Annotated in this window: 28 protein-coding genes; 27 read left to right on the forward strand and 1 reads right to left on the reverse strand. The window is 62.8% G+C overall.

Features of this window, described 5'->3' with window-relative positions:
* The first annotated feature begins 2 nt into the window (after positions 1-2).
* The 27 genes from KU306_RS00150 (at position 3) to KU306_RS00280 (ending at position 16,717) form a co-directional block, all read left to right on the forward strand.
* Positions 3-728: a 50S ribosomal protein L2 gene (locus KU306_RS00150; protein ID WP_007543118.1), complete on the forward strand. Its 726-nt coding sequence runs from the start codon at positions 3-5 to the stop codon at positions 726-728.
* A 2-nt stretch (positions 729-730) separates the two neighbouring features.
* The gene (locus KU306_RS00155) at positions 731-1,153 is read left to right on the forward strand and encodes a 30S ribosomal protein S19 (RefSeq protein WP_007543117.1); all 423 of its coding nucleotides are present in this window, start codon (positions 731-733) and stop codon (positions 1,151-1,153) included.
* Positions 1,154-1,156: 3 nt separating this feature from the next.
* On the forward strand, positions 1,157-1,618 hold the full coding sequence (locus KU306_RS00160) for a 50S ribosomal protein L22 (protein WP_007543116.1): 462 nt from the start codon (positions 1,157-1,159) through the stop codon (positions 1,616-1,618).
* Positions 1,618-2,514 (forward strand): 30S ribosomal protein S3, encoded by an 897-nt coding sequence (locus tag KU306_RS00165; RefSeq protein WP_007543115.1) that lies wholly within the window; start codon positions 1,618-1,620, stop codon positions 2,512-2,514. Before KU306_RS00160 ends, KU306_RS00165 begins: the two co-directional genes overlap by 1 nt.
* The gene (gene rpmC, locus KU306_RS00170) at positions 2,515-2,727 is read left to right on the forward strand and encodes a 50S ribosomal protein L29 (protein WP_007543113.1); all 213 of its coding nucleotides are present in this window, start codon (positions 2,515-2,517) and stop codon (positions 2,725-2,727) included.
* Between the two features lie 2 nt (positions 2,728-2,729).
* On the forward strand, positions 2,730-3,167 hold the full coding sequence (locus KU306_RS00175) for a ribonuclease P protein component 1 (RefSeq protein ID WP_007543112.1): 438 nt from the start codon (positions 2,730-2,732) through the stop codon (positions 3,165-3,167).
* Positions 3,158-3,502, forward strand: a complete 345-nt coding sequence (locus KU306_RS00180) for a 30S ribosomal protein S17 (RefSeq protein ID WP_049907717.1) — start codon at positions 3,158-3,160, stop codon at positions 3,500-3,502. Before KU306_RS00175 ends, KU306_RS00180 begins: the two co-directional genes overlap by 10 nt.
* Positions 3,502-3,900, forward strand: coding sequence for a 50S ribosomal protein L14 (locus tag KU306_RS00185; RefSeq protein WP_007543109.1), 399 nt, complete (start codon positions 3,502-3,504; stop codon positions 3,898-3,900). Before KU306_RS00180 ends, KU306_RS00185 begins: the two co-directional genes overlap by 1 nt.
* Position 3,901: 1 nt before the next feature.
* The gene (gene rplX, locus KU306_RS00190; protein WP_007543106.1) at positions 3,902-4,258 is read left to right on the forward strand and encodes a 50S ribosomal protein L24; all 357 of its coding nucleotides are present in this window, start codon (positions 3,902-3,904) and stop codon (positions 4,256-4,258) included.
* Positions 4,255-4,956 carry a 30S ribosomal protein S4e gene (locus KU306_RS00195; protein WP_258302503.1) on the forward strand — a complete coding sequence of 234 codons (702 nt, stop codon included), beginning with the start codon at positions 4,255-4,257 and terminating at the stop codon, positions 4,954-4,956. Before rplX ends, KU306_RS00195 begins: the two co-directional genes overlap by 4 nt.
* Positions 4,953-5,471 carry a 50S ribosomal protein L5 gene (locus KU306_RS00200; RefSeq protein WP_007543102.1) on the forward strand — a complete coding sequence of 173 codons (519 nt, stop codon included), beginning with the start codon at positions 4,953-4,955 and terminating at the stop codon, positions 5,469-5,471. Before KU306_RS00195 ends, KU306_RS00200 begins: the two co-directional genes overlap by 4 nt.
* Positions 5,468-5,644, forward strand: a complete 177-nt coding sequence (locus KU306_RS00205) for a 30S ribosomal protein S14 (protein WP_007543099.1) — start codon at positions 5,468-5,470, stop codon at positions 5,642-5,644. Before KU306_RS00200 ends, KU306_RS00205 begins: the two co-directional genes overlap by 4 nt.
* Before the next feature lie 3 nt (positions 5,645-5,647).
* Complete coding sequence (locus KU306_RS00210) at positions 5,648-6,040, forward strand: 30S ribosomal protein S8 (protein WP_007543098.1); 393 nt, start codon at positions 5,648-5,650, stop codon at positions 6,038-6,040.
* 4 nt (positions 6,041-6,044) lie between these two features.
* Complete coding sequence (locus KU306_RS00215; RefSeq protein ID WP_007543096.1) at positions 6,045-6,581, forward strand: 50S ribosomal protein L6; 537 nt, start codon at positions 6,045-6,047, stop codon at positions 6,579-6,581.
* Positions 6,581-7,285 carry a 50S ribosomal protein L32e gene (locus KU306_RS00220; protein ID WP_007543094.1) on the forward strand — a complete coding sequence of 235 codons (705 nt, stop codon included), beginning with the start codon at positions 6,581-6,583 and terminating at the stop codon, positions 7,283-7,285. Before KU306_RS00215 ends, KU306_RS00220 begins: the two co-directional genes overlap by 1 nt.
* Positions 7,285-7,740 (forward strand): 50S ribosomal protein L19e, encoded by a 456-nt coding sequence (locus KU306_RS00225; RefSeq protein ID WP_007543092.1) that lies wholly within the window; start codon positions 7,285-7,287, stop codon positions 7,738-7,740. The genes KU306_RS00220 and KU306_RS00225 overlap by 1 nt, the downstream gene beginning before the upstream one ends.
* Positions 7,740-8,294 (forward strand): 50S ribosomal protein L18, encoded by a 555-nt coding sequence (locus KU306_RS00230; RefSeq protein WP_258302504.1) that lies wholly within the window; start codon positions 7,740-7,742, stop codon positions 8,292-8,294. Before KU306_RS00225 ends, KU306_RS00230 begins: the two co-directional genes overlap by 1 nt.
* Positions 8,291-8,935, forward strand: a complete 645-nt coding sequence (locus tag KU306_RS00235) for a 30S ribosomal protein S5 (RefSeq protein ID WP_049918764.1) — start codon at positions 8,291-8,293, stop codon at positions 8,933-8,935. Before KU306_RS00230 ends, KU306_RS00235 begins: the two co-directional genes overlap by 4 nt.
* Positions 8,935-9,399, forward strand: a complete 465-nt coding sequence (locus tag KU306_RS00240; RefSeq protein ID WP_007543085.1) for a 50S ribosomal protein L30 — start codon at positions 8,935-8,937, stop codon at positions 9,397-9,399. Before KU306_RS00235 ends, KU306_RS00240 begins: the two co-directional genes overlap by 1 nt.
* Positions 9,396-9,893 carry an uL15m family ribosomal protein gene (locus tag KU306_RS00245; RefSeq protein WP_007543083.1) on the forward strand — a complete coding sequence of 166 codons (498 nt, stop codon included), beginning with the start codon at positions 9,396-9,398 and terminating at the stop codon, positions 9,891-9,893. Before KU306_RS00240 ends, KU306_RS00245 begins: the two co-directional genes overlap by 4 nt.
* Positions 9,894-9,896: 3 nt before the next feature.
* Positions 9,897-11,366 carry a preprotein translocase subunit SecY gene (gene secY / locus KU306_RS00250; RefSeq protein WP_007543082.1) on the forward strand — a complete coding sequence of 490 codons (1,470 nt, stop codon included), beginning with the start codon at positions 9,897-9,899 and terminating at the stop codon, positions 11,364-11,366.
* A 512-nt stretch (positions 11,367-11,878) separates the two neighbouring features.
* Positions 11,879-12,589, forward strand: a complete 711-nt coding sequence (locus KU306_RS00255; RefSeq protein ID WP_258302505.1) for a hypothetical protein — start codon at positions 11,879-11,881, stop codon at positions 12,587-12,589.
* A 114-nt stretch (positions 12,590-12,703) separates the two neighbouring features.
* Positions 12,704-13,060: a DUF8159 domain-containing protein gene (locus KU306_RS00260; RefSeq protein ID WP_258302506.1), complete on the forward strand. Its 357-nt coding sequence runs from the start codon at positions 12,704-12,706 to the stop codon at positions 13,058-13,060.
* Positions 13,057-14,007: an alpha/beta hydrolase gene (locus KU306_RS00265; RefSeq protein WP_258302507.1), complete on the forward strand. Its 951-nt coding sequence runs from the start codon at positions 13,057-13,059 to the stop codon at positions 14,005-14,007. The genes KU306_RS00260 and KU306_RS00265 overlap by 4 nt, the downstream gene beginning before the upstream one ends.
* A 67-nt stretch (positions 14,008-14,074) precedes the next feature.
* Positions 14,075-14,563: a hypothetical protein gene (locus tag KU306_RS00270; protein ID WP_007543076.1), complete on the forward strand. Its 489-nt coding sequence runs from the start codon at positions 14,075-14,077 to the stop codon at positions 14,561-14,563.
* A gap of 90 nt (positions 14,564-14,653) precedes the next feature.
* Positions 14,654-15,889: an ornithine cyclodeaminase, nickel-pincer nucleotide-dependent gene (locus KU306_RS00275; protein WP_007543074.1), complete on the forward strand. Its 1,236-nt coding sequence runs from the start codon at positions 14,654-14,656 to the stop codon at positions 15,887-15,889.
* Between the two features lie 84 nt (positions 15,890-15,973).
* Positions 15,974-16,717, forward strand: coding sequence for a hypothetical protein (locus KU306_RS00280; RefSeq protein ID WP_258302508.1), 744 nt, complete (start codon positions 15,974-15,976; stop codon positions 16,715-16,717).
* Positions 16,718-16,730: 13 nt separating this feature from the next.
* Here the strand turns inward: KU306_RS00280 and KU306_RS00285 are convergent, their stop codons facing one another.
* A complete protein-coding gene (locus KU306_RS00285; protein WP_049918763.1) occupies positions 16,731-17,135 on the reverse strand; it encodes a universal stress protein in 405 nt (134 codons plus the stop codon).
* Between the last annotated feature and the right edge of the window lie 50 nt (positions 17,136-17,185).

The raw sequence follows: 17,185 nt of genomic DNA on the forward strand, positions 1-17,185 counted from the left end.
CCATGGGACGCCGCATTCAGGGCCAGCGTCGTGGTCGCGGTACGTCCACCTTCCGGGCGCCGTCGCACCGCTACAAGGCCGAACTCTCGCACAAGAAGTCCGAGGACGACGGCACCATCTCGGGCACGGTCGTCAGCATCGAGCACGACCCCGCCCGCAGTGCGCCTATCGCCCTCGTCGAGTTCGAGGACGAACAGCGCATGATTCTCGTCCCCGAGGGCGTCGCCGTCGGCGAAGAGCTTCAGATCGGCATCTCCGCCGAGATCAAGCCCGGCAACACGCTGCCACTCGCCGAGATTCCCGAGGGTGTTCCCGTCTGTAACGTCGAGCGTCAGCCCGGCGACGGTGGGAAGTTCGCCCGCGCATCCGGTGTCAGCGCGCAGCTTCTCTCGCACGACCGCGAGGTCGCTGTCGTGAAGCTGCCGTCGGGTGAGGTCAAGCGCCTCAACCCCACCTGCCGAGCCACCATCGGCGTCGTCGCCGGTGGCGGCCGCACGGAGAAGCCGTTCGTCAAGGCAGGGAAGAAGTACCACAAGATGAAAGCGCGCGGTATCAAGTGGCCGCGTGTCCGTGGTGTTGCCATGAACGCCGTCGACCACCCGTTCGGTGGCGGTGGCCGACAGCACCCAGGTCAGCCGAAGTCCGTCTCGCGGAACGCTCCGCCGGGCCGGAAGGTCGGTGACATCGCCTCCAAGCGCACCGGTCGCGGTGGAAAGGGAGGTAACTGAACATGAGCACGCAATACCGTACCGGCCGCGAAGGTGAGTTCACCTACCGTGGCTACACGCTCGAAGAGCTGCAGGATATGGAGCTCGAAGAAGTTGCGGAACTGCTCCCCGCTCGTCAGCGGCGAACCATCACCCGTGGCCTCTCGACCGAACAGCAGAAGCTGCTCGAGAAGGTCCGAGACAAGACGGAAGAGGAGACGGCAAACGCGCCTATCCGCACGCATCTGCGTGACATGCCGATTCTTCCTTCCTTCGTCGAGCTCACCTTCGCCGTCTACGACGGGAAAGAGTTCGAGCGCGTCAAGATTCAGCCCGAGATGATCGGACACTACCTTGGCGAGTTCCAGCTCACCCGCACGTCGGTCGAGCACGGTCAGGCCGGTATCGGCGCGACCCGGTCTTCGAAGTTCGTGCCGCTCAAATAAACCATGGGAATCAACTACAGCGTCGAGGCCGACCCGGAAACCACGGCCAAAGGTATGCTCCGGGACCGGCCCATCAGCATCAAGCACAGTAAGGCCATCTCCCGCGCCATCAAGGGGATGACCGTCGCCGACGCAGAGGAGTACCTCGAAGCCGTCATCGACGGCGAGCGGTCGGTTCCGTTCAAGCAGCACAACTCCGGTGTGGGTCACCGGAGCGACATCGAGGGCTGGGACGCAGGACGATACCCTGAGAAGGCGTCCAAGGCGTTCCTCGAGCTCCTGGAGAACGTTCGCAACAACGCGACCGAACAGGGCTTCGACGGACCTGCGATGGAGATCAAGCACGTCGCCGCCCACAAGGTCGGCGAACGTCCGGGTCGGAAGCCCCGCGCATTCGGCCGGGCAGACCCGTGGAACACCCCAATCTGTGACGTCGAACTCATCATCGAGGAGGTCGAGGAATAATGGCTGACGAACACCAATTCATCGAAGACGGACTGCAGAAGTCCCAAATCGACGAGTTCTTCGCAGAGGAACTCGGCCGCGCCGGCTACGGCGGCATGGACGTCGCCAAGACGCCGATGGGCACTCAGATCGTGCTCAAGGCCGAAAAGCCCGGGATGGTCATCGGGAAAGGCGGGAAGAACATCCGTAAGGTAACCCGCGAACTCGAAGAGCGATTCAACCTCGACGACCCCCAGATCGACGTGCAGGAAGTCGACGAGCCGGACCTCAACGCCCGAATCGTCGCCGACCGCCTCGCCAACGCACTCGAGCGTGGCTGGTACTTCCGCAAAGCGGGTCACACGACCATCGACCGCATCATGGACGCCGGCGCCCTCGGTGCCGAAATCGTCCTGTCCGGAAAGGTCACTGGTGCTCGCTCGCGCGTGGAGAAGTTCAACCGCGGCTACATCAAGCACAACGGCGAACCTGCTCAGGAGATCGTCGACGAAGGCCAGGGTGTCGCAGTCATGAAGCTCGGCACCATTGGCGTCACCGTCAAGATCATCCCGCCGGGAGCGCGCCTCCCCGACGACTTCGAAGTCGAGGAAGACGCAGACCCCGAAGCGGTCGAGCAGTTCGAAGAGCCCGAGAGCGTCGAGGACCTCCTCGAAGAGGAGCCGGAAGAAGTTCCGGACGTCTCCGAGGAAGCCGAACCCGAGACGGACGCCGTCGACGAAGAAGTCGTCGAGGAAGCCGTCGAGGAAGTTGTTGACGACGACGAGGAAGTCGTCGAAGACGACGCCGACGCCGACGACGAGGAAGCCGTCGAGGAAGAACTCGACGAAGACGTCGCCGAAGAGGCGGCCGACCTCGTCGCCGAGATGGAAGACGAAGACGAAACGGAGGAGGAATAAATGGCGATCCTCTACACTGACGAAATCCGCGACATGACGGCTGCAGAGCGCGAAGCCGAGCTCGAAGAGCTCGAGACCGAGCTGCTCAACACCAAGGCCGTGCAGGCCGCGGGTGGCGCACCGGACAACCCCGGTCGCGTTGCCGAACTGAAGCGCACTGTCGCGCGGATCAAGACGATCCAGCGCGAAGAAGGCGACTTCGACGAAGAATAACGATGCCACTCACACCCGAGACACTCACACGACACGAACTCAACGGCCTCGACGTCGAGGTCGTCGACGCAGCGAACCCCGACTTGGTCGGGATAGCTGGGCGTGTCGTCGTCGAGACCATGCAAACCATCATGGTCGACGACGGGTCTCGGGTGCGGCAGGTGCCAAAGCAAGGCGCAACATTCCAGTTCGAAATTCCGCGTACAGATGAAGCCGCCGACGCCGCGAAGGTGTCGGGGACCACGTCCAAACTTCGGTCGGAAACTGCTGGTAGATTTGAAACCAGTCAGTCTTACCGGCGTTCCGAGACACACTCGGACGCTTCTCGGAGTTCCTCCGAGAATTGCGAGGGCGTGGCCTACGTTACGGTGGATGGCGCACGACTGCTCTCACGACCCGCCCTGCGCACCGAAACTACAGGTGACTCGAAATGGCGATAGGACTAGACGTTCCAATGCCTCCGGAGCCAGAAGACTCCGAGGCGTACGACTATGAGAAGTGTCCGTTCTACGGCTCGCTCTCCGTCCGGGGTCAGACCCTGGAGGGGACGGTCGTCTCGACGGACATGGAAAAGACCGTCATCGTCGAGCGGGAGTACGACGTATTCGTTCCGAAGTACGACCGCTACATGAAGCGACGTTCCCGCATCCCGGCACACGTGCCGGGCGTGCTCGACGACGTCGCTGTCGGTGACGAAGTAACAATTGCGGAGACCCGACCTCTCTCGAAGACGAAATCCCACGTCGTCGTCGAGATTATGGGAGGTGACGAGTGATGGAAGCGCTCAAAGCAGACATCACCAAGGGAATCGCTCGCGGTTCGCTGGTCACATGTGCCGACAACACTGGCGCACGTGAACTCAAGATTATCAGCGTCGCGGGTTACTCCGGCACGAAGAACCGCCACCCCAAGGCAGGCATCGGGGACAAGGTGACCGTCTCGGTCACCAAGGGTACCCCCGAGATGCGCCGCCAGGTGCTCGAAGCCGTTGTCGTCCGCCAGCGGAAATCTATCCGCCGGCCGGACGGAACGCGCGTGAAGTTCGAGGACAACGCCGCCGTCATCATCGACGAGATGGAAGAGCCTCGCGGGACCGAAATCAAGGGTCCCATCGCGCGTGAAGTGGCCGAGCGCTTCGGGAGTATCGCATCGACGGCTACGATGATTGTATAGTATGACTCGACAACCGCGCAAACAGCGAATTCAGTCTCGCGACGCCCCGCTCCACGAGCGGCAAAAGCAGGTCCGCGCAACCCTGACGACCGACCTCCGCGAGGAGTACGGTCAGCGAAACGTCCGCGTCAACGCGGGCGACACCGTCGAGGTTCTCCGCGGCGACTTCGCCGGCGAAGAAGGCGAAGTCACCGAGGTCGACCTCACCGACGCCGTCATCTACGTCGACGGCGTCACCGTGGCCAAGGCCGACGGTGAAGAGGTTCCGCGTCCGCTTCAGGCCAGCAACGTCCGTGTGACCGAGCTGGACCTCGAAGACGACGTCCGCGAGGCCCGACTCAAGGAGGATAACGAATGACTCGACACCAGAAGCGACTGTCCGTACCGAAGTCCTGGCCGGTCGAGCGCAAGGAAGGCACGTTCACGGTCAAGGCCGGTGCAGGTCCGCACGGCGAAGCGGGGGTTCCCCTGCTCATCGTCCTGCGCGACGTGCTCGGCTACGTGGACTCGAAGAAGGAGGCGCAGTACGCCCTCAACCAGCAGAGTGTGCTGGTCAACGGCGACGCCGTCTCCGACGTTCGACGCCCCATCGGGATGTTCGACATCCTGGCGTTCACCGAGCGTGAGGAGTACTACCGCGTCTTCCCCGACGAGGGTGGCCGTCTGTCGCTCACTCTCATCGACGCCGACTCGGCGTCGAGCCGTCTCGGGAAGATTGTCCGCAAGTCGCAGGTCACTGGCGGCGACTTCCAGCTGACCCTGCACGACGGTTCCAACATCGTTGTCGAAGACGCCTCGGAGTACACCAACAAGGACTCCATCGTCGTCGACAACGAGTCGAAGGAAATCGTCGCGCACTTCCCCTACGAGGAAAGTGCGCTCGTGACTGCCGTCGCCGGTTCCCACGCTGGCGACATCGGCGAGATCGACGAGATTATCGTCACGCCGGGCAGCGGAAACAACTCCGTTATCGTCGAGAACGAAGACGGCGGGTTCGAGACCATCGAACAGTACGTCGTCGTCATCGACGAGAACTTCACGGGTGATGACGAATGAGCGAGGCAGAATTCCACGAGATGCGCGAGCCGCGCATCGAGAAGGTCGTCGTCCACATGGGCGTCGGCGAAGGTGGTCGCGAACTCGCAAACGCCGAGGACATCCTCGAGGAGATTACGGGCCAAGAGAGCGTCCAGACGCTCTCGGGCCGTGCCTCGCAGGACTTCGGCGTCCGCCGCGGTGAGCCCGTCGGCGCGAAGGTCACCCTCCGCGGTGACAACGCCGTCGAGTTCCTCGAAACCGCACTCCCGATTTCGGACCTCGCCCGCTCGTCGTTCGACGAGACGGGGAACTTCGGCTTCGGCGTCGAAGAGCACACCGAGTTCCCGAGCCAGGAGTACGACCCGCAGATCGGTATCTACGGACTGGACGTGACGGTCAACCTCGTCCGCCCCGGCTACCGTGTGAAGAAGCGCGACAAGCGTTCTCGTCAGATTCCGTCGTCCCACCGGATGACCATCGACGACGCTGTCGCGTTCATCGAATCCACGTTCGACGTGGAGGTTGAAGAATGAGCGACAGCGAAACAGAACAGACGGGCGAGCACGCAAGCCGCCGCACCGGCCAGGAGAACGAGTGCCGGCGCTGCGGTCGTAAGCAGGGACTTGTCGGCAAGTACGACATCAACCTGTGCCGCCAGTGCTTCCGAGAGATCGCCCGCGAGATGGGATTCAAGAAGTACCGATAAGCCATGGCTGACAACGATCCACTCAGTAGCGCACTCTCCGGTGTGAACAACGCCGAAAGTGTCGGACACCTGTCCCACGAGATCCAGCCCGCCTCCAACATCATCGGCTCCGTCCTCGAGGTCTTCTACGACCGCGGGTACGTCGACGGCTTCGAGTTCGTCGACGACGGCAAGGCCGGTAAGTTCGAGGTTGAACTGAAAGGCGCCATCAACAAGTGTGGCGTCGTCAAGCCGCGATACTCCGCGGGCGCCGACGACTTCGAGAAGTGGGAGAAGCGATTCCTCCCCGCTCGTGACTACGGCGCGCTCATCGTCACGACGAGCCACGGCGTCATGAGCCACTACGAGGCCCGCGAACAGGGTATCGGTGGCCAGATAATCGCCTACGTCTACTAGAATCATGAGTCGAGTAGAAATCCAAATTCCAGACGACGTGTCCGCCGAGGTCGACAACCTCGAACTCACCGTCGAGGGTCCCGAAGGGAGCGTCACGCGACGCCTTTGGTACCCGAACGTCTCGGTCACCGTCGAAGACGGTGCCGTGGTCATCGAGACCGACGTCACGAACGCGAAGACGAACGCGACGGTCGGTACCTTCGAGAGCCACGTGAACAACATGATTCACGGCGTCACCGACGGCTGGGAGTACAAGATGGAAGTCCACTACGCTCACTTCCCGATGCAAGTGAACGTCGAAGGTGACGACGTCGTCATCAAGAACTTCCTTGGTGAGAAATCTCCCCGACGGACGACGGTCCGCGGCGACACCAACGTACAGGTCGACGGCGAAGAAGTCACCCTGACGGGTCCCTCCAAGGAGGACGTCGGGCAGACTGCCGCCGACATCGAACAGCTCACTCGCGTCAAGGACAAGGACACTCGCGTGTTCTCCGACGGCGTGTACATCACGCAGAAACCGAAGACTGGTGATGCCTAATGTCGGAAGAAATCACAGCACTCGAAGACATCAGCGGTGTCGGCCCGTCGAAGGCCGACGCGCTCCGCGAAGCTGGCTTCGAATCTGTCGACGACGTACAGGCCGCAAGCCAGTCTGAGCTGGCCGAAGTCGACGGCATCGGCAACGCGCTCGCCGCGCGTATCAAAGCCGACGTCGGTGGTCTCGAAGTCTCCGAAGAGGCCGAGGCCGAAGTCGAAGACGAGTCCGAAGCCGAAGAGGAAGAGCCAGAAGAAGACGTCGAGACGGAGCTTCAGCCCCGCGGTCACGCGGACAAGAAGCCCCAGCTCGACGACGAGACGGCTCGCGCGCTGGCGCAGAAGCGCCGCGAAGGCAAGCCGCAGTTCAACCGACAGGACTACCACAAGAAGAAGCGCACGCCCAAATCGTGGCGTCGCCCCCGTGGTACCCTGTCCAAGCAGCGTATCGGCATCAAGGGCAAGGGCCCGAAGGTGGAAGCGGGTTACCGCACGCCGAAGGCCGCCCGCGGACTGCACCCGTCCGGCTTCGAGGAAGTTCGCGTCCACAACGTGGACGACCTCGAAGGCATCGACGGCGACACGCAGGCCGTACGAATCGCCTCCTCGGTCGGCGCGCGCAAGCGCGAGCGCATCGAGGAAGTGTGTGAGGACCGCGAGATTCGCGTCCTCAACCCCACCTACATCGAAGTCGAGGTGGATAACTGATGACGGACCTGAAAGCACAGAAGCGAATGGCTGCCGACGTCCTCGACGTTGGCAAGGGTCGCGTTTGGTTCGACCCTGACGCACAGGCCGACATCGCGGAGGCCATCACGCGCGAAGACATCCGTGAACTCGTCGACGAGGGCACGATTCGCGCCAAGGACGCCAAGGGTAACTCCAAGGGTCGCGCACGCGAGCGCGCCGACAAGCGTTCCTACGGCCACCGCAAGGGTGCCGGGTCCCGCAAGGGCCGCTCCGGTGCTCGTCAGAACACGAAAGACGCATGGGTCAGCCGAATCCGCGCTCAGCGCCGTCGCCTCAAGGAGCTTCGCGACGAGGGAACGCTCGACAGTTCCCAGTACCGCGAAGTCTACAACAAGGCGTCCGGCGGTGAATTCGATAGCGTCGACCGGCTCGAAGCATACATCCAGAACAACTACCAGGTGGAGATTCAATAATGGCGACCGGACCACGATACAAGGTTCCGATGCGACGTCGCCGTGAAGTCCGGACGGACTACCATCAAAGGTTGCGCCTGCTGAAATCGGGTAAGCCCCGCCTCGTTGCTCGCGTGAGCAACAAGCACGTCAGGGCGCAGCTGGTCACTCCGGGCCCGAACGGTGACAACACCCACGCTGCAGCGACCTCTGCGGACCTCGCCGAGTACGGCTGGGAAGCCCCCACGGGCAACCTCCCGAGCGCGTACCTCACGGGGTACCTCGCAGGAAAGCGAGCGCTGGCCGCCGGTCTCGAGGAAGCGGTCCTCGACATCGGCCTCAACACGGCCACGCCCGGCAACAAGGTCTTCGCAGTGCAAGAGGGTGCGATAGACGCTGGCCTCGAAATCCCCCACAACGACGACGTACTCGCTGACTGGGACCGCAACCGCGGTGTCCACATCGCCGAGTACGCAGAGCAGCTCGACGAGCCGCTCTACAGTGGAGACTTCGACGCCACGAACCTCCCCGACCACTTCGACGAAGTGCTCGGGAACCTTCAGGAGGACGAATGAGCAGAGATAACAACGGCTGGGAGCCGCGAACGCGGCTCGGCCGCATGGTGCAGAACGGCGACGTCACGTCGATGGACCACGCGCTCGAGACCGGGCTTCCGCTCAAGGAGCCCCAGATCGTCGACCAACTCCTTCCCGGACTGGACGACGAAGTGCTCGACATCAACATGGTCCAGCGCATGACCGACTCCGGCCGCCGGGTGAAGTTCCGGTGTGTCGTCGCAGTCGGGAACCGTGACGGCTACCTCGGCTACGCTGAAGCCCGCGACGACCAGGTCGGCGGCGCAATCCAGAAAGCCATCGAGGTGGCGAAACTGAACATTATCAAGGTTGACCGCGGCTCCGGTTCGTGGGAAGACCGCGCAGGCGGTCTGAACTCCCTCTCCCGCAAGGCAGAGGGCAAGGCCGGTTCCGTGACGGTCAAGGTCATCCCGGCACCGCAGGGCCTCGGCCTCGCGGCTGCTGAGACCGTCCGCAACATCCTCGAACTCGCAGGCGTCCAGGACGCTTGGACCAAGAGTGACGGGAACACGCGGACGACCGTCAACCTCGCCAAGGCAACGTACAACGCGCTGATGAACGCCTCGCAGTCCCGCACGCCCCGTCGTGCTCGCGAGATTCGACAGGAGGTACGCGAATAATGCAAGCCATCGTTCAGCTTCGCGGTGAAGTCAACATGGCACAGGACGTCCGTGACACGCTTACGATGCTCAACATCGGCAGCGTGAACCACGCGACGTTCGTCCCCGAGTCGGACACCTACCGTGGCATGATCACGAAGGTCAACGACTACGTCGCGCACGGCACGCCGAGCGCCGACGTCGTCGAGACGCTCGTCCGCACGCGCGCCGAGCCCGAAGAGGGCAGCGACGAGATTACCGACGAGTGGGTTTCCGAGAACACCGACTACGACGACGTCGCCGACCTCGCGTCGGCCGTCGTCGACGAGGAGACGACGCTGCGCGAGCAGGGTCTGTCTCCCGTGCTCCGACTGCACCCGCCGCGTGGCGGACACCGCGGTCAGAAGCACGTCACCAAGGAGGGTGGCCAACTCGGAAAGCATACCACCGAGGAGATTGACGAGCTTCTGGAGGCAATGCGATGACGTCCAAGAAGCGACGCCAACGTGGTTCCCGGACACACAGCGGCGGTACCCACAAGAACCGGCGTGGTGCCGGTCACCGTGGCGGCCGCGGCCGTGCCGGGCGCGACAAACACGAGTATCACAACTACGAACCGCTCGGCAAGCACGGCTTCAAGCGACCGGACGTCCTGCAGGACGACGTCGCCGAAGTCAAGGTCCAGAAGCTCGACGAGGACGCCGCGCTCCTCGCCGCCGACGGACTCGCCGAGAAAGACGGTGACGCGTACACCATCGACGCCCGCGACGTAGCCGAGGATGGCTGGGACGCGGACGTCGTGAAGGTGCTCGGTGGCGGGCAGGTCCGCAACGAACTGCACGTCGTCGCCGACGCGTTCACCGCCGGTGCCGTCGAACTCATCGAAGAGAGCGGTGGCAGCACCGAACTCTCCGAGCGCGCAGAGGAAGCAGCCGAGGAAGCCGAGGCTGCTGCCGACGACGAAGACGACGAGGAATAAATCATGGGATGGAAGGACACCGCCGAACCAGTGCTGGCGCGGATGCCCGCAGTCGCCCGACCGGAGGGACACGTACCGTTCCGCCGGAAGCTCGGGTGGACGGGTGGCATCCTCGTCTTGTACTTCTTCCTGACGAACGTGACGCTGTTCGGCGTCGACGCTGGGGCCGCGAACGACCTCTTCGGTCAGTTCCGGTCCATCTTGGCCGGCCAGCAGGGCTCGGTGCTCCAACTGGGTATCGGTCCAATCGTCACGGCGAGCATCGTCTTGCAACTGCTTGGCGGTGCTGACCTGCTCGGGCTCGACACCAACAACAACCCACGCGACCAGATTCTCTATCAGGGTCTGCAGAAGTTGCTCGTCGGTGTCATGATCGTCCTGACGGGCCTTCCGATGGTGTTCGCAGGCGGCTTCCTGCCTGCCGACCCTGCCGTTGCTCAGTCGCTGGGCATCGGTACGGGTGGCGTGAAGGCGCTCATCTTCGCGCAGATCGCCGTCGGTGGTGTCCTCATCCTGTTCATGGACGAAATCGTGAGCAAGTGGGGCGTCGGCTCCGGTGTCGGCCTGTTCATTATTGCCGGTGTCAGCCAGCAGCTCGTCGGTGGGCTGTTCAGCTGGCAGGGTCTCGGTGGCACGTCGGGCTTCTTCCCGACGTGGTTCGGGATTCTCACTGGTGCGGTCGACCTACCGACGTCGCCGACTGACTTGCTCTCGACCATCTTCCTGGGTCAGGGGCAACTGCTCGCGCTCGTCACGACGCTGCTCATCTTCGGCATCGTCGTGTACGCCGAGAGCGTCCGCGTCGAGATTCCCCTCTCGCACGCCCGTGTGAAGGGTGCCCGCGGTCGCTTCCCGGTGAAGCTCATCTACGCGAGCGTTCTGCCGATGATCCTCGTCCGCGCCCTGCAGGCGAACATCCAGTTCCTGGGGCGCATCCTGGACAGCCAGTGGGCGAGTATGCCCGCGTGGCTCGGCCAGTACACGAGCGGGCAGGTCACCGGTGGCCTGTTCTACTATCTCGCACCGGTCCAGTCGCGCTCCGACTGGATGTGGTTCCTCGGCCTCACGTCGGCCGACCCACTCGATATCGCGATTCGCGTCCTCATCGACCTCACGTTCATGATTGTCGGTGGCGCGGTGTTCGCTATCTTCTGGGTCGAGACGACGGGCATGGGCCCGGAATCCACCGCGCAACAGATTCAGAACTCCGGGATGCAGATTCCCGGTTTCCGCCGGAACCCACAGGTCATCGAGAAGGTCATGGAACGGTACATCCCGCAGGTGACCGTCATCGGTGGCGCACTCGTGGGTCTGCTCGCCGTCATGGCGAACATGCTGGGCACCATCGGTGCCGTCTCCGGGACGGGGCTGCTGCTTACGGTCTCCATCACGTACAAGCTGTACGAGGAGATCGCAGAAGAGCAGCTCATGGAGATGCACCCGATGATGCGCCAGATGTTCGGTTCGGAATAGCGGACACCTGAGGCTTCGCGCCTGAGGCCCGGCCGAACGTCGTCTTTTTCGAAACGCTCACACAACCAGAAAGCGGCAGCACTGTTCTCGCGGACACTGTACTGTATTCGCTACCAGTCAGTCTCAAAACGGAGGGCTGTCGCACCTGAGGCCTGGTGGGAGCGACGTGTAACCGGCAAAAAGTGGTGGTGTGGTGGGAGTGCCAGTGGGTTTCGTGACGGTATTGCCATGGCAGGCACCGCCATCGAGTGAGGCCTCACACCGTTACATGCACACAATCACCAATAGGATGATTAAATCGGAAACAATTGTCTCGGGGGAAAGTTGTGATATTCTCTGACGTCACCGAGACTGGTTGAAGTATTCTGTGAGGAATTATCTCACCGTTCATCGGTGTACTCACACCTTTGGAGAGAGGGCGACTCGTCCACTGTGTGAGTCACTCGGCGTGGCCGAGGGTGCAGGGCGCTCGTTTCCGGTCATTTTTCACAGCCCGCGGCGACCACCGAAGTATGAACGACGCCCGACTCGCACTCGATATCGAGACGGCGTGTCCCGACGGGCCGCCGAGTGACTTCCGAAACACAGACGAGTTCGAGTTGGTCGCCGTCGGACTCGGCGCGTCCCAGAACGACGAGACGGAAGTGACCGTGGCCCTTCGAGAGGGTGACTGGAGTGTCGAACACACCGCGGCCCTCCTCCGAGACGTCGTCGAGTGGTGCGAGACGCGCGGTGGAACAGTCCTCACGTACAACGGGCGGAACTTCGACGAACACCATCTCCGGGTGTGGGCCGAGCAGGTCGCCGACGCAGGCATGTGGGCCGACGCTCCGGAGCGAATCGAGTCTCTCTTTTCGAACCACGTGGACCTCGCCCCACTCGCCGCAGAGGCGTTCCCGCACGCCGTTCGGCAGAATCGAGAGATTCCAGCGCTCTGGAAGGCCTGCGAGGAGGCGGACGTCGACCAGCCGAGCGTCTGGTACGACGACTATGGTCTCTCGCGTGCGTATCTGGACGGTCTCGGAATCGACGACCCACACGTAACGGGAATGCACGTCGGCGAGGGCCTCGGCGCTGCCTACGTCGAAGGGGTCGCCGCCGGGCTCGACGAGACACGGACGCACGCGGAACTCGAACGTCTCCTCGTCGACTACGCCGCCGGCGACATCGAACCACTGTTTTCGCTCCACGATTCGCTCCGTCGAGTGCTCGCCGAAGCCTGAGAGCAGATTCGCTCTCGAACACCTGAGAGCAGGCTGGCTCTCCGAACCTGCGAATCGCTTCACGGACGTGTCTCGCGGCAAACGTTTAGGCTGGCGGGTGGCGTATCGCATGCCATGAACGACCTCGAATCGGTGGCCACAGTCGAGGAAGCCCTCCGTGGCAACGGTATCAGCGTCGAGTCGCTTTCGTCCGGCCCGCCGCTATCGCTGACGTATCTCACGGCGTTTCCGGGCGTCGAGCCGAACCGTGGCGAGGTAGGTCGTGCCGTCACCGCGTTCCTCGAACTCGCACGGGACGGCGAGTGGGAACCGACGAGCGTGGACGCGACGATACTCCGAAGCGACGACGACGTACAGGCGACGTGGCGACTCGAAGCCGACTGGGTTCGAGCGTACAACCGGTACGAACTGGACGACGTCGAGTTGTCGGAGCGTGTCCTCGACAGTCTCGACAGGGAGGAAGAGCCATGAGCACGTGGCGTCACCGCGGCGACCCACCGAAGCCGCGTGGTCCACGGCGACCTTCACACTACGACTACTCGCGCGTCTCGTTGTCGTTCGAGAGCGAAGGGACGACGTGTGCAGGATGGCTCTACCGGCCGGACGACGTCGACTCCCCATCGGTCGTCGTCATGGCCGGAGAACTCGCCGCAGAGCGTCGATTCGGACTGCGGCGCTACGCCGAGCGACTGGCGGAAGCGGGATACGCCGCCTTCCTCTTCGACTATCGAAACACGGGTGACTCCGACGGCGAACCGCGGAACCTCGTCGACCCCGAGAGACAGGTCGCAGACTGGCACGCCGCTATCGCCGGGCTTCGAGAGCGACCCGAAGTTGACACCGGCGGAATCGTCCTCTGGGGGACCGGCCTCTCCGGCGGGTATGCACTCCGAGCGGCCGCCGAAGACGGTCGTGTCGTGGCCGTCGTTGCACAGAACCCGATGCTCGATGGGTCGGCCGTGACTGGTGGGCGAGGGGTGACTGGAACGCTCTCGGCACTTGCGGCGGGCGTTCGAGACAAACTCCAGTCGCGCCTTCTCGGCCCGTATCGCGTGCCCGTACTCGGTGATGGGAGCACCCGTTCTGTCTTCGACGACCCGGCGGTTCGAACCGCCTATCGGGACCTCCTCCCGCCAGGGAGCGCGTGGCGCGACGAGACTCCGGCACGACTCTTCCTCTCACTGTTCCGGTACACTGCCCTTTCGGACCCCGAATCACTCAGATGTCCGGCACTGCTCGTCTCCGGGACGCGCGACGACGTCGCACCGGCGGAGTCCGTCGCTGCACTCGCAGACGAGATTCCGAACGCGACGCTCGTCGAACTCCCCGCGGACCACTTCGACCACTACGACCGGACGTTCGAACAGACGTTCGGCCACCTGCGGTCGTTCCTGCAGGCCGTCCGTCCAGTCGAGTAATCACCGCGTCGGCAAAGTGAACTCTCGCGGGAACCGTTATGTTGTCTGCCAACGTATCTCGTTCATCATGTCACTATCCTTCAGACGCTTCCTCGCCGTGATTCTCGTCGTCGCGCTCACCATCCCAACCGGGAGCGTCGTCGCACAGGAATCCGAGACGCCGAGCGACGAGGAAGTTCTCAGGCTCCTCGAAAACGGTGTCGACCTCTACAACCAGAACGTCGACCAGTTCGACGTGATGTTCGCTCGCGACCTCATCGGTGGGAAGACGGTGAACGTCTACGTCGAAGACGAGTCCGAGACGCACGTCTACTCGGCTGTCGTCGCCGACGACATGCGAATCGAGGAGGTCGCACTCGGGCCGAACCCCGACGCTTCGACCCGAATCACGACAGAACGCGCAGTTCTCGAAGAGATTGCCGACTCGCCCGACCCGCTCGGAGAAGTTCGCCAAGCGCTCCGTGACGGCCGCATCAGGGTCGATGGCGAGAAGGGCCATCCCGTCGACCAGGCGGTCTGGACCGTCGCAAACCTGTTTAAGGAGTTCGTCCTCTGAGCTGACGACGGGGGGTTCGGCCGCCGCCTGAAACTCGTAAAAATGTGTCTCCCCGTAACCCATTTTACCCCCTCGGCCAATTCTCCCTCAATGACGAGCACGCGGACCGTTGAACTCGAAGGGCACATCATCGACTCGGGCATGATGCAGCAGGCGATGGGCATCGTGATGGACCTCGGTGGTGATTTCGATATCGAAGAGTTCGACGTCGGGCGACAGAAACACGACACGTCGTACTGTCGGATGACAGTCTCGGCCGACGACGACGATATCCAAGAGATTCTCCACGAACTCAACCAAATCGGTGCGAACCTCACGTCGACTGCCGACGCGCACGTCGAACGCGCGCCCGCAGACCAGGTCGTTCCGGTCGGATTCTACTCGACGACGAACCACCCAACAGACGTTCGATACGACGGCGAGTGGATTCCCGTCGAGGATATCGAGATGGACTGCGCAATCGTCGTCGAAGAGACCGACGACGGTGCGCGCGCCTACACGAAGGTCCTCAACTCAATCGACGAGGGCGACCTCGTCGTCACCGACGACACGGGAATCCGTGTCAAGCCGCCGGAACGCCCGCGGGACGCTTCCGGTCCCTTCGGCTTCATGCAGGGCGGTATCTCCTCTGAGCGCCCGTCCGAGTCGCTCATCGGCGACATCGCCGACGCCCTCAAAGAGACCAAAAAGGAAGGCGGAAACGTCCTCGTCGTCGCCGGTCCCGCGCTCATTCACTCCGGCGGTGGCGACGCCCTCGCCCGTCTCGTTCGCGAGGGCTACGTCGACATGATTTCCGCCGGGAACGGGTTTGCGACCCACGACATCGAACGCGGCCTCTACGGCACGTCGCTCGGGATGGACATGGAGACGATGGAACACCCGCGAAAGGGACACAAACACCACATCTACACCATCAGCGAAGTCATCCGCGCCGGTGGTATCGAGGAGGCCGTCGAAGAGGGCCTCATCACGGAGGGAATCATGTACGAGTGTGTCAAAAACGACGCGTCGTACGTCCTCGCGGGGTCGATTCGGGACGACGGCCCGCTTCCCGACACCATCACCGACGCCATCGAAGCCCAGAACGCCATCCGTGAGCAGGCGCATCGAGCCGACATGGTGCTCATGCTCTCGACGCTCCTGCACTCTGTCGCCGTCGGGAACTGCCTGTCGTCGACCACGAAGACCGTCTGTGTCGATATCAACCCGGCGACCGTCACGCAACTACTCGACCGCGGTTCGTCGCAGGCCATCGGGATGGTGACTGACATCGGCACGTTTGTGCCGACGCTCGCCGAGAAGGTGCTCGACGAACCTGACGAGTAGTGTTTCACTCCAACAATTTGTTCTGAATGATGTGACACTCAGTGTGACAACGAAGTTATTCCGGTCGCAGTCGTTCGACCGCATATGAGACAGTACACGCACGTCCTCGTAGTCGCGCTTCTCGTCCTCTTGGCAGGGTGTTCAGGCGGCCTCGGCGGTGACGGTGCGACGGCGACCGAAACGACGACAGACACCACCGACAGCGAGCGCGACACCTCGGCCACGCCCGCGACTGACGCCTCGGGAACGCCCACGACTGGCGACGAGAGTGCGAAGCTGACGACTGAGTTCGAGTTCAACGGCTCGTGGGACCAGCAGTACCGACCGGGACAGTACTACCGCTACGAGGTCGAGTCTCCGAACCTCGACGGCACGGCGACCTACGAGTGGGAAGTCGTCTCTGCGACAGAACAGAACGTCACGATTCGGGCAAAACTCGTCTCGGCCGAGACGACGACAGAGCAAACAGTGACCGCACCGGCCGACGAACTGTACGGTGAACTCTCCGGGAGCCCCACCGGGTCTGTCGCCACGCTCGGCTTCAACTCCCCGTACTACAGCGGCCTCGACGAGAAGTCGCTCGAAGTCGGAGACGGCTGGGAGACGTCCGGAACGAACGGGAACGTGAGCTTCAAGGTCGAGAGTACGTCCACGTACGCCGGGCTTCAGTGTGCAGACTTCGTGGTTCGGACGAACGGGAGCGTCTTCTGGGAGAGTTGCGTCGCTCCTGACAGTCCGCTTCCGGGATACATGGCCTTCTACGAAGACGAGGGTGACGAAGAACCCGCGTTCGAGATGACCCTCGTGGAGTACAGACCCGGAGCCTAACCGACAGGCTCGCTCAGGGAATCTTCTCTAACGGAACGACCGCCATCGGGATGTTCGACGTCAACAGCACGTCCTGTGCCGTGCTCCCGAAGACGATTTTCGAGGTAGGGTTCCGCTTTCTGACGCCGATGACGATTTCGTCGGCGTTCTGTTCTTCGGCACACTTGATGATGTCCTCGGCAGCCTCGTTGCCCCGGATGTACTGGTGTGTCTCGACGGCGACGTGGTCACCGAGTCGCGACTCGACCACGTTCATCGCGTCGTTTCCGTCCCGTGCGTCGTCGCTGTCTGTTCGTTCACCGCCGGGATGGGAGTTCACGACGTGGACGACGTCGCCGGTGTCGACCCGCTTCGAGAGGTAGTCACAGAGTGCAGCACTAGTGTGTACTGAGTTCGTCCCCATTACGTACGTTGCCATGGCACATATCGCTACGCGGGCGTATAAAAATCCACGCCCCACCAGTGTCG

The sequence above is a fragment of the Haloferax larsenii genome (genome assembly GCF_024730625.1).
GTDB lineage: Archaea > Halobacteriota > Halobacteria > Halobacteriales > Haloferacaceae > Haloferax > Haloferax larsenii.

Coding starts and splice junctions, on each gene's coding strand:
- KU306_RS00150 (WP_007543118.1), top strand. CDS start 3: ATGGGACGCCGCATTCAGGGCCAGCGTCGTGGTCGCGGTACGTCCACC.
- KU306_RS00155 (WP_007543117.1), top strand. CDS start 731: ATGAGCACGCAATACCGTACCGGCCGCGAAGGTGAGTTCACCTACCGT.
- KU306_RS00160 (WP_007543116.1), top strand. CDS start 1,157: ATGGGAATCAACTACAGCGTCGAGGCCGACCCGGAAACCACGGCCAAA.
- KU306_RS00165 (WP_007543115.1), top strand. CDS start 1,618: ATGGCTGACGAACACCAATTCATCGAAGACGGACTGCAGAAGTCCCAA.
- rpmC (WP_007543113.1), top strand. CDS start 2,515: ATGGCGATCCTCTACACTGACGAAATCCGCGACATGACGGCTGCAGAG.
- KU306_RS00175 (WP_007543112.1), top strand. CDS start 2,730: ATGCCACTCACACCCGAGACACTCACACGACACGAACTCAACGGCCTC.
- KU306_RS00180 (WP_049907717.1), top strand. CDS start 3,158: ATGGCGATAGGACTAGACGTTCCAATGCCTCCGGAGCCAGAAGACTCC.
- KU306_RS00185 (WP_007543109.1), top strand. CDS start 3,502: ATGGAAGCGCTCAAAGCAGACATCACCAAGGGAATCGCTCGCGGTTCG.
- rplX (WP_007543106.1), top strand. CDS start 3,902: ATGACTCGACAACCGCGCAAACAGCGAATTCAGTCTCGCGACGCCCCG.
- KU306_RS00195 (WP_258302503.1), top strand. CDS start 4,255: ATGACTCGACACCAGAAGCGACTGTCCGTACCGAAGTCCTGGCCGGTC.
- KU306_RS00200 (WP_007543102.1), top strand. CDS start 4,953: ATGAGCGAGGCAGAATTCCACGAGATGCGCGAGCCGCGCATCGAGAAG.
- KU306_RS00205 (WP_007543099.1), top strand. CDS start 5,468: ATGAGCGACAGCGAAACAGAACAGACGGGCGAGCACGCAAGCCGCCGC.
- KU306_RS00210 (WP_007543098.1), top strand. CDS start 5,648: ATGGCTGACAACGATCCACTCAGTAGCGCACTCTCCGGTGTGAACAAC.
- KU306_RS00215 (WP_007543096.1), top strand. CDS start 6,045: ATGAGTCGAGTAGAAATCCAAATTCCAGACGACGTGTCCGCCGAGGTC.
- KU306_RS00220 (WP_007543094.1), top strand. CDS start 6,581: ATGTCGGAAGAAATCACAGCACTCGAAGACATCAGCGGTGTCGGCCCG.
- KU306_RS00225 (WP_007543092.1), top strand. CDS start 7,285: ATGACGGACCTGAAAGCACAGAAGCGAATGGCTGCCGACGTCCTCGAC.
- KU306_RS00230 (WP_258302504.1), top strand. CDS start 7,740: ATGGCGACCGGACCACGATACAAGGTTCCGATGCGACGTCGCCGTGAA.
- KU306_RS00235 (WP_049918764.1), top strand. CDS start 8,291: ATGAGCAGAGATAACAACGGCTGGGAGCCGCGAACGCGGCTCGGCCGC.
- KU306_RS00240 (WP_007543085.1), top strand. CDS start 8,935: ATGCAAGCCATCGTTCAGCTTCGCGGTGAAGTCAACATGGCACAGGAC.
- KU306_RS00245 (WP_007543083.1), top strand. CDS start 9,396: ATGACGTCCAAGAAGCGACGCCAACGTGGTTCCCGGACACACAGCGGC.
- secY (WP_007543082.1), top strand. CDS start 9,897: ATGGGATGGAAGGACACCGCCGAACCAGTGCTGGCGCGGATGCCCGCA.
- KU306_RS00255 (WP_258302505.1), top strand. CDS start 11,879: ATGAACGACGCCCGACTCGCACTCGATATCGAGACGGCGTGTCCCGAC.
- KU306_RS00260 (WP_258302506.1), top strand. CDS start 12,704: ATGAACGACCTCGAATCGGTGGCCACAGTCGAGGAAGCCCTCCGTGGC.
- KU306_RS00265 (WP_258302507.1), top strand. CDS start 13,057: ATGAGCACGTGGCGTCACCGCGGCGACCCACCGAAGCCGCGTGGTCCA.
- KU306_RS00270 (WP_007543076.1), top strand. CDS start 14,075: ATGTCACTATCCTTCAGACGCTTCCTCGCCGTGATTCTCGTCGTCGCG.
- KU306_RS00275 (WP_007543074.1), top strand. CDS start 14,654: ATGACGAGCACGCGGACCGTTGAACTCGAAGGGCACATCATCGACTCG.
- KU306_RS00280 (WP_258302508.1), top strand. CDS start 15,974: ATGAGACAGTACACGCACGTCCTCGTAGTCGCGCTTCTCGTCCTCTTG.
- KU306_RS00285 (WP_049918763.1), bottom strand. CDS start 17,135: ATGGCAACGTACGTAATGGGGACGAACTCAGTACACACTAGTGCTGCA.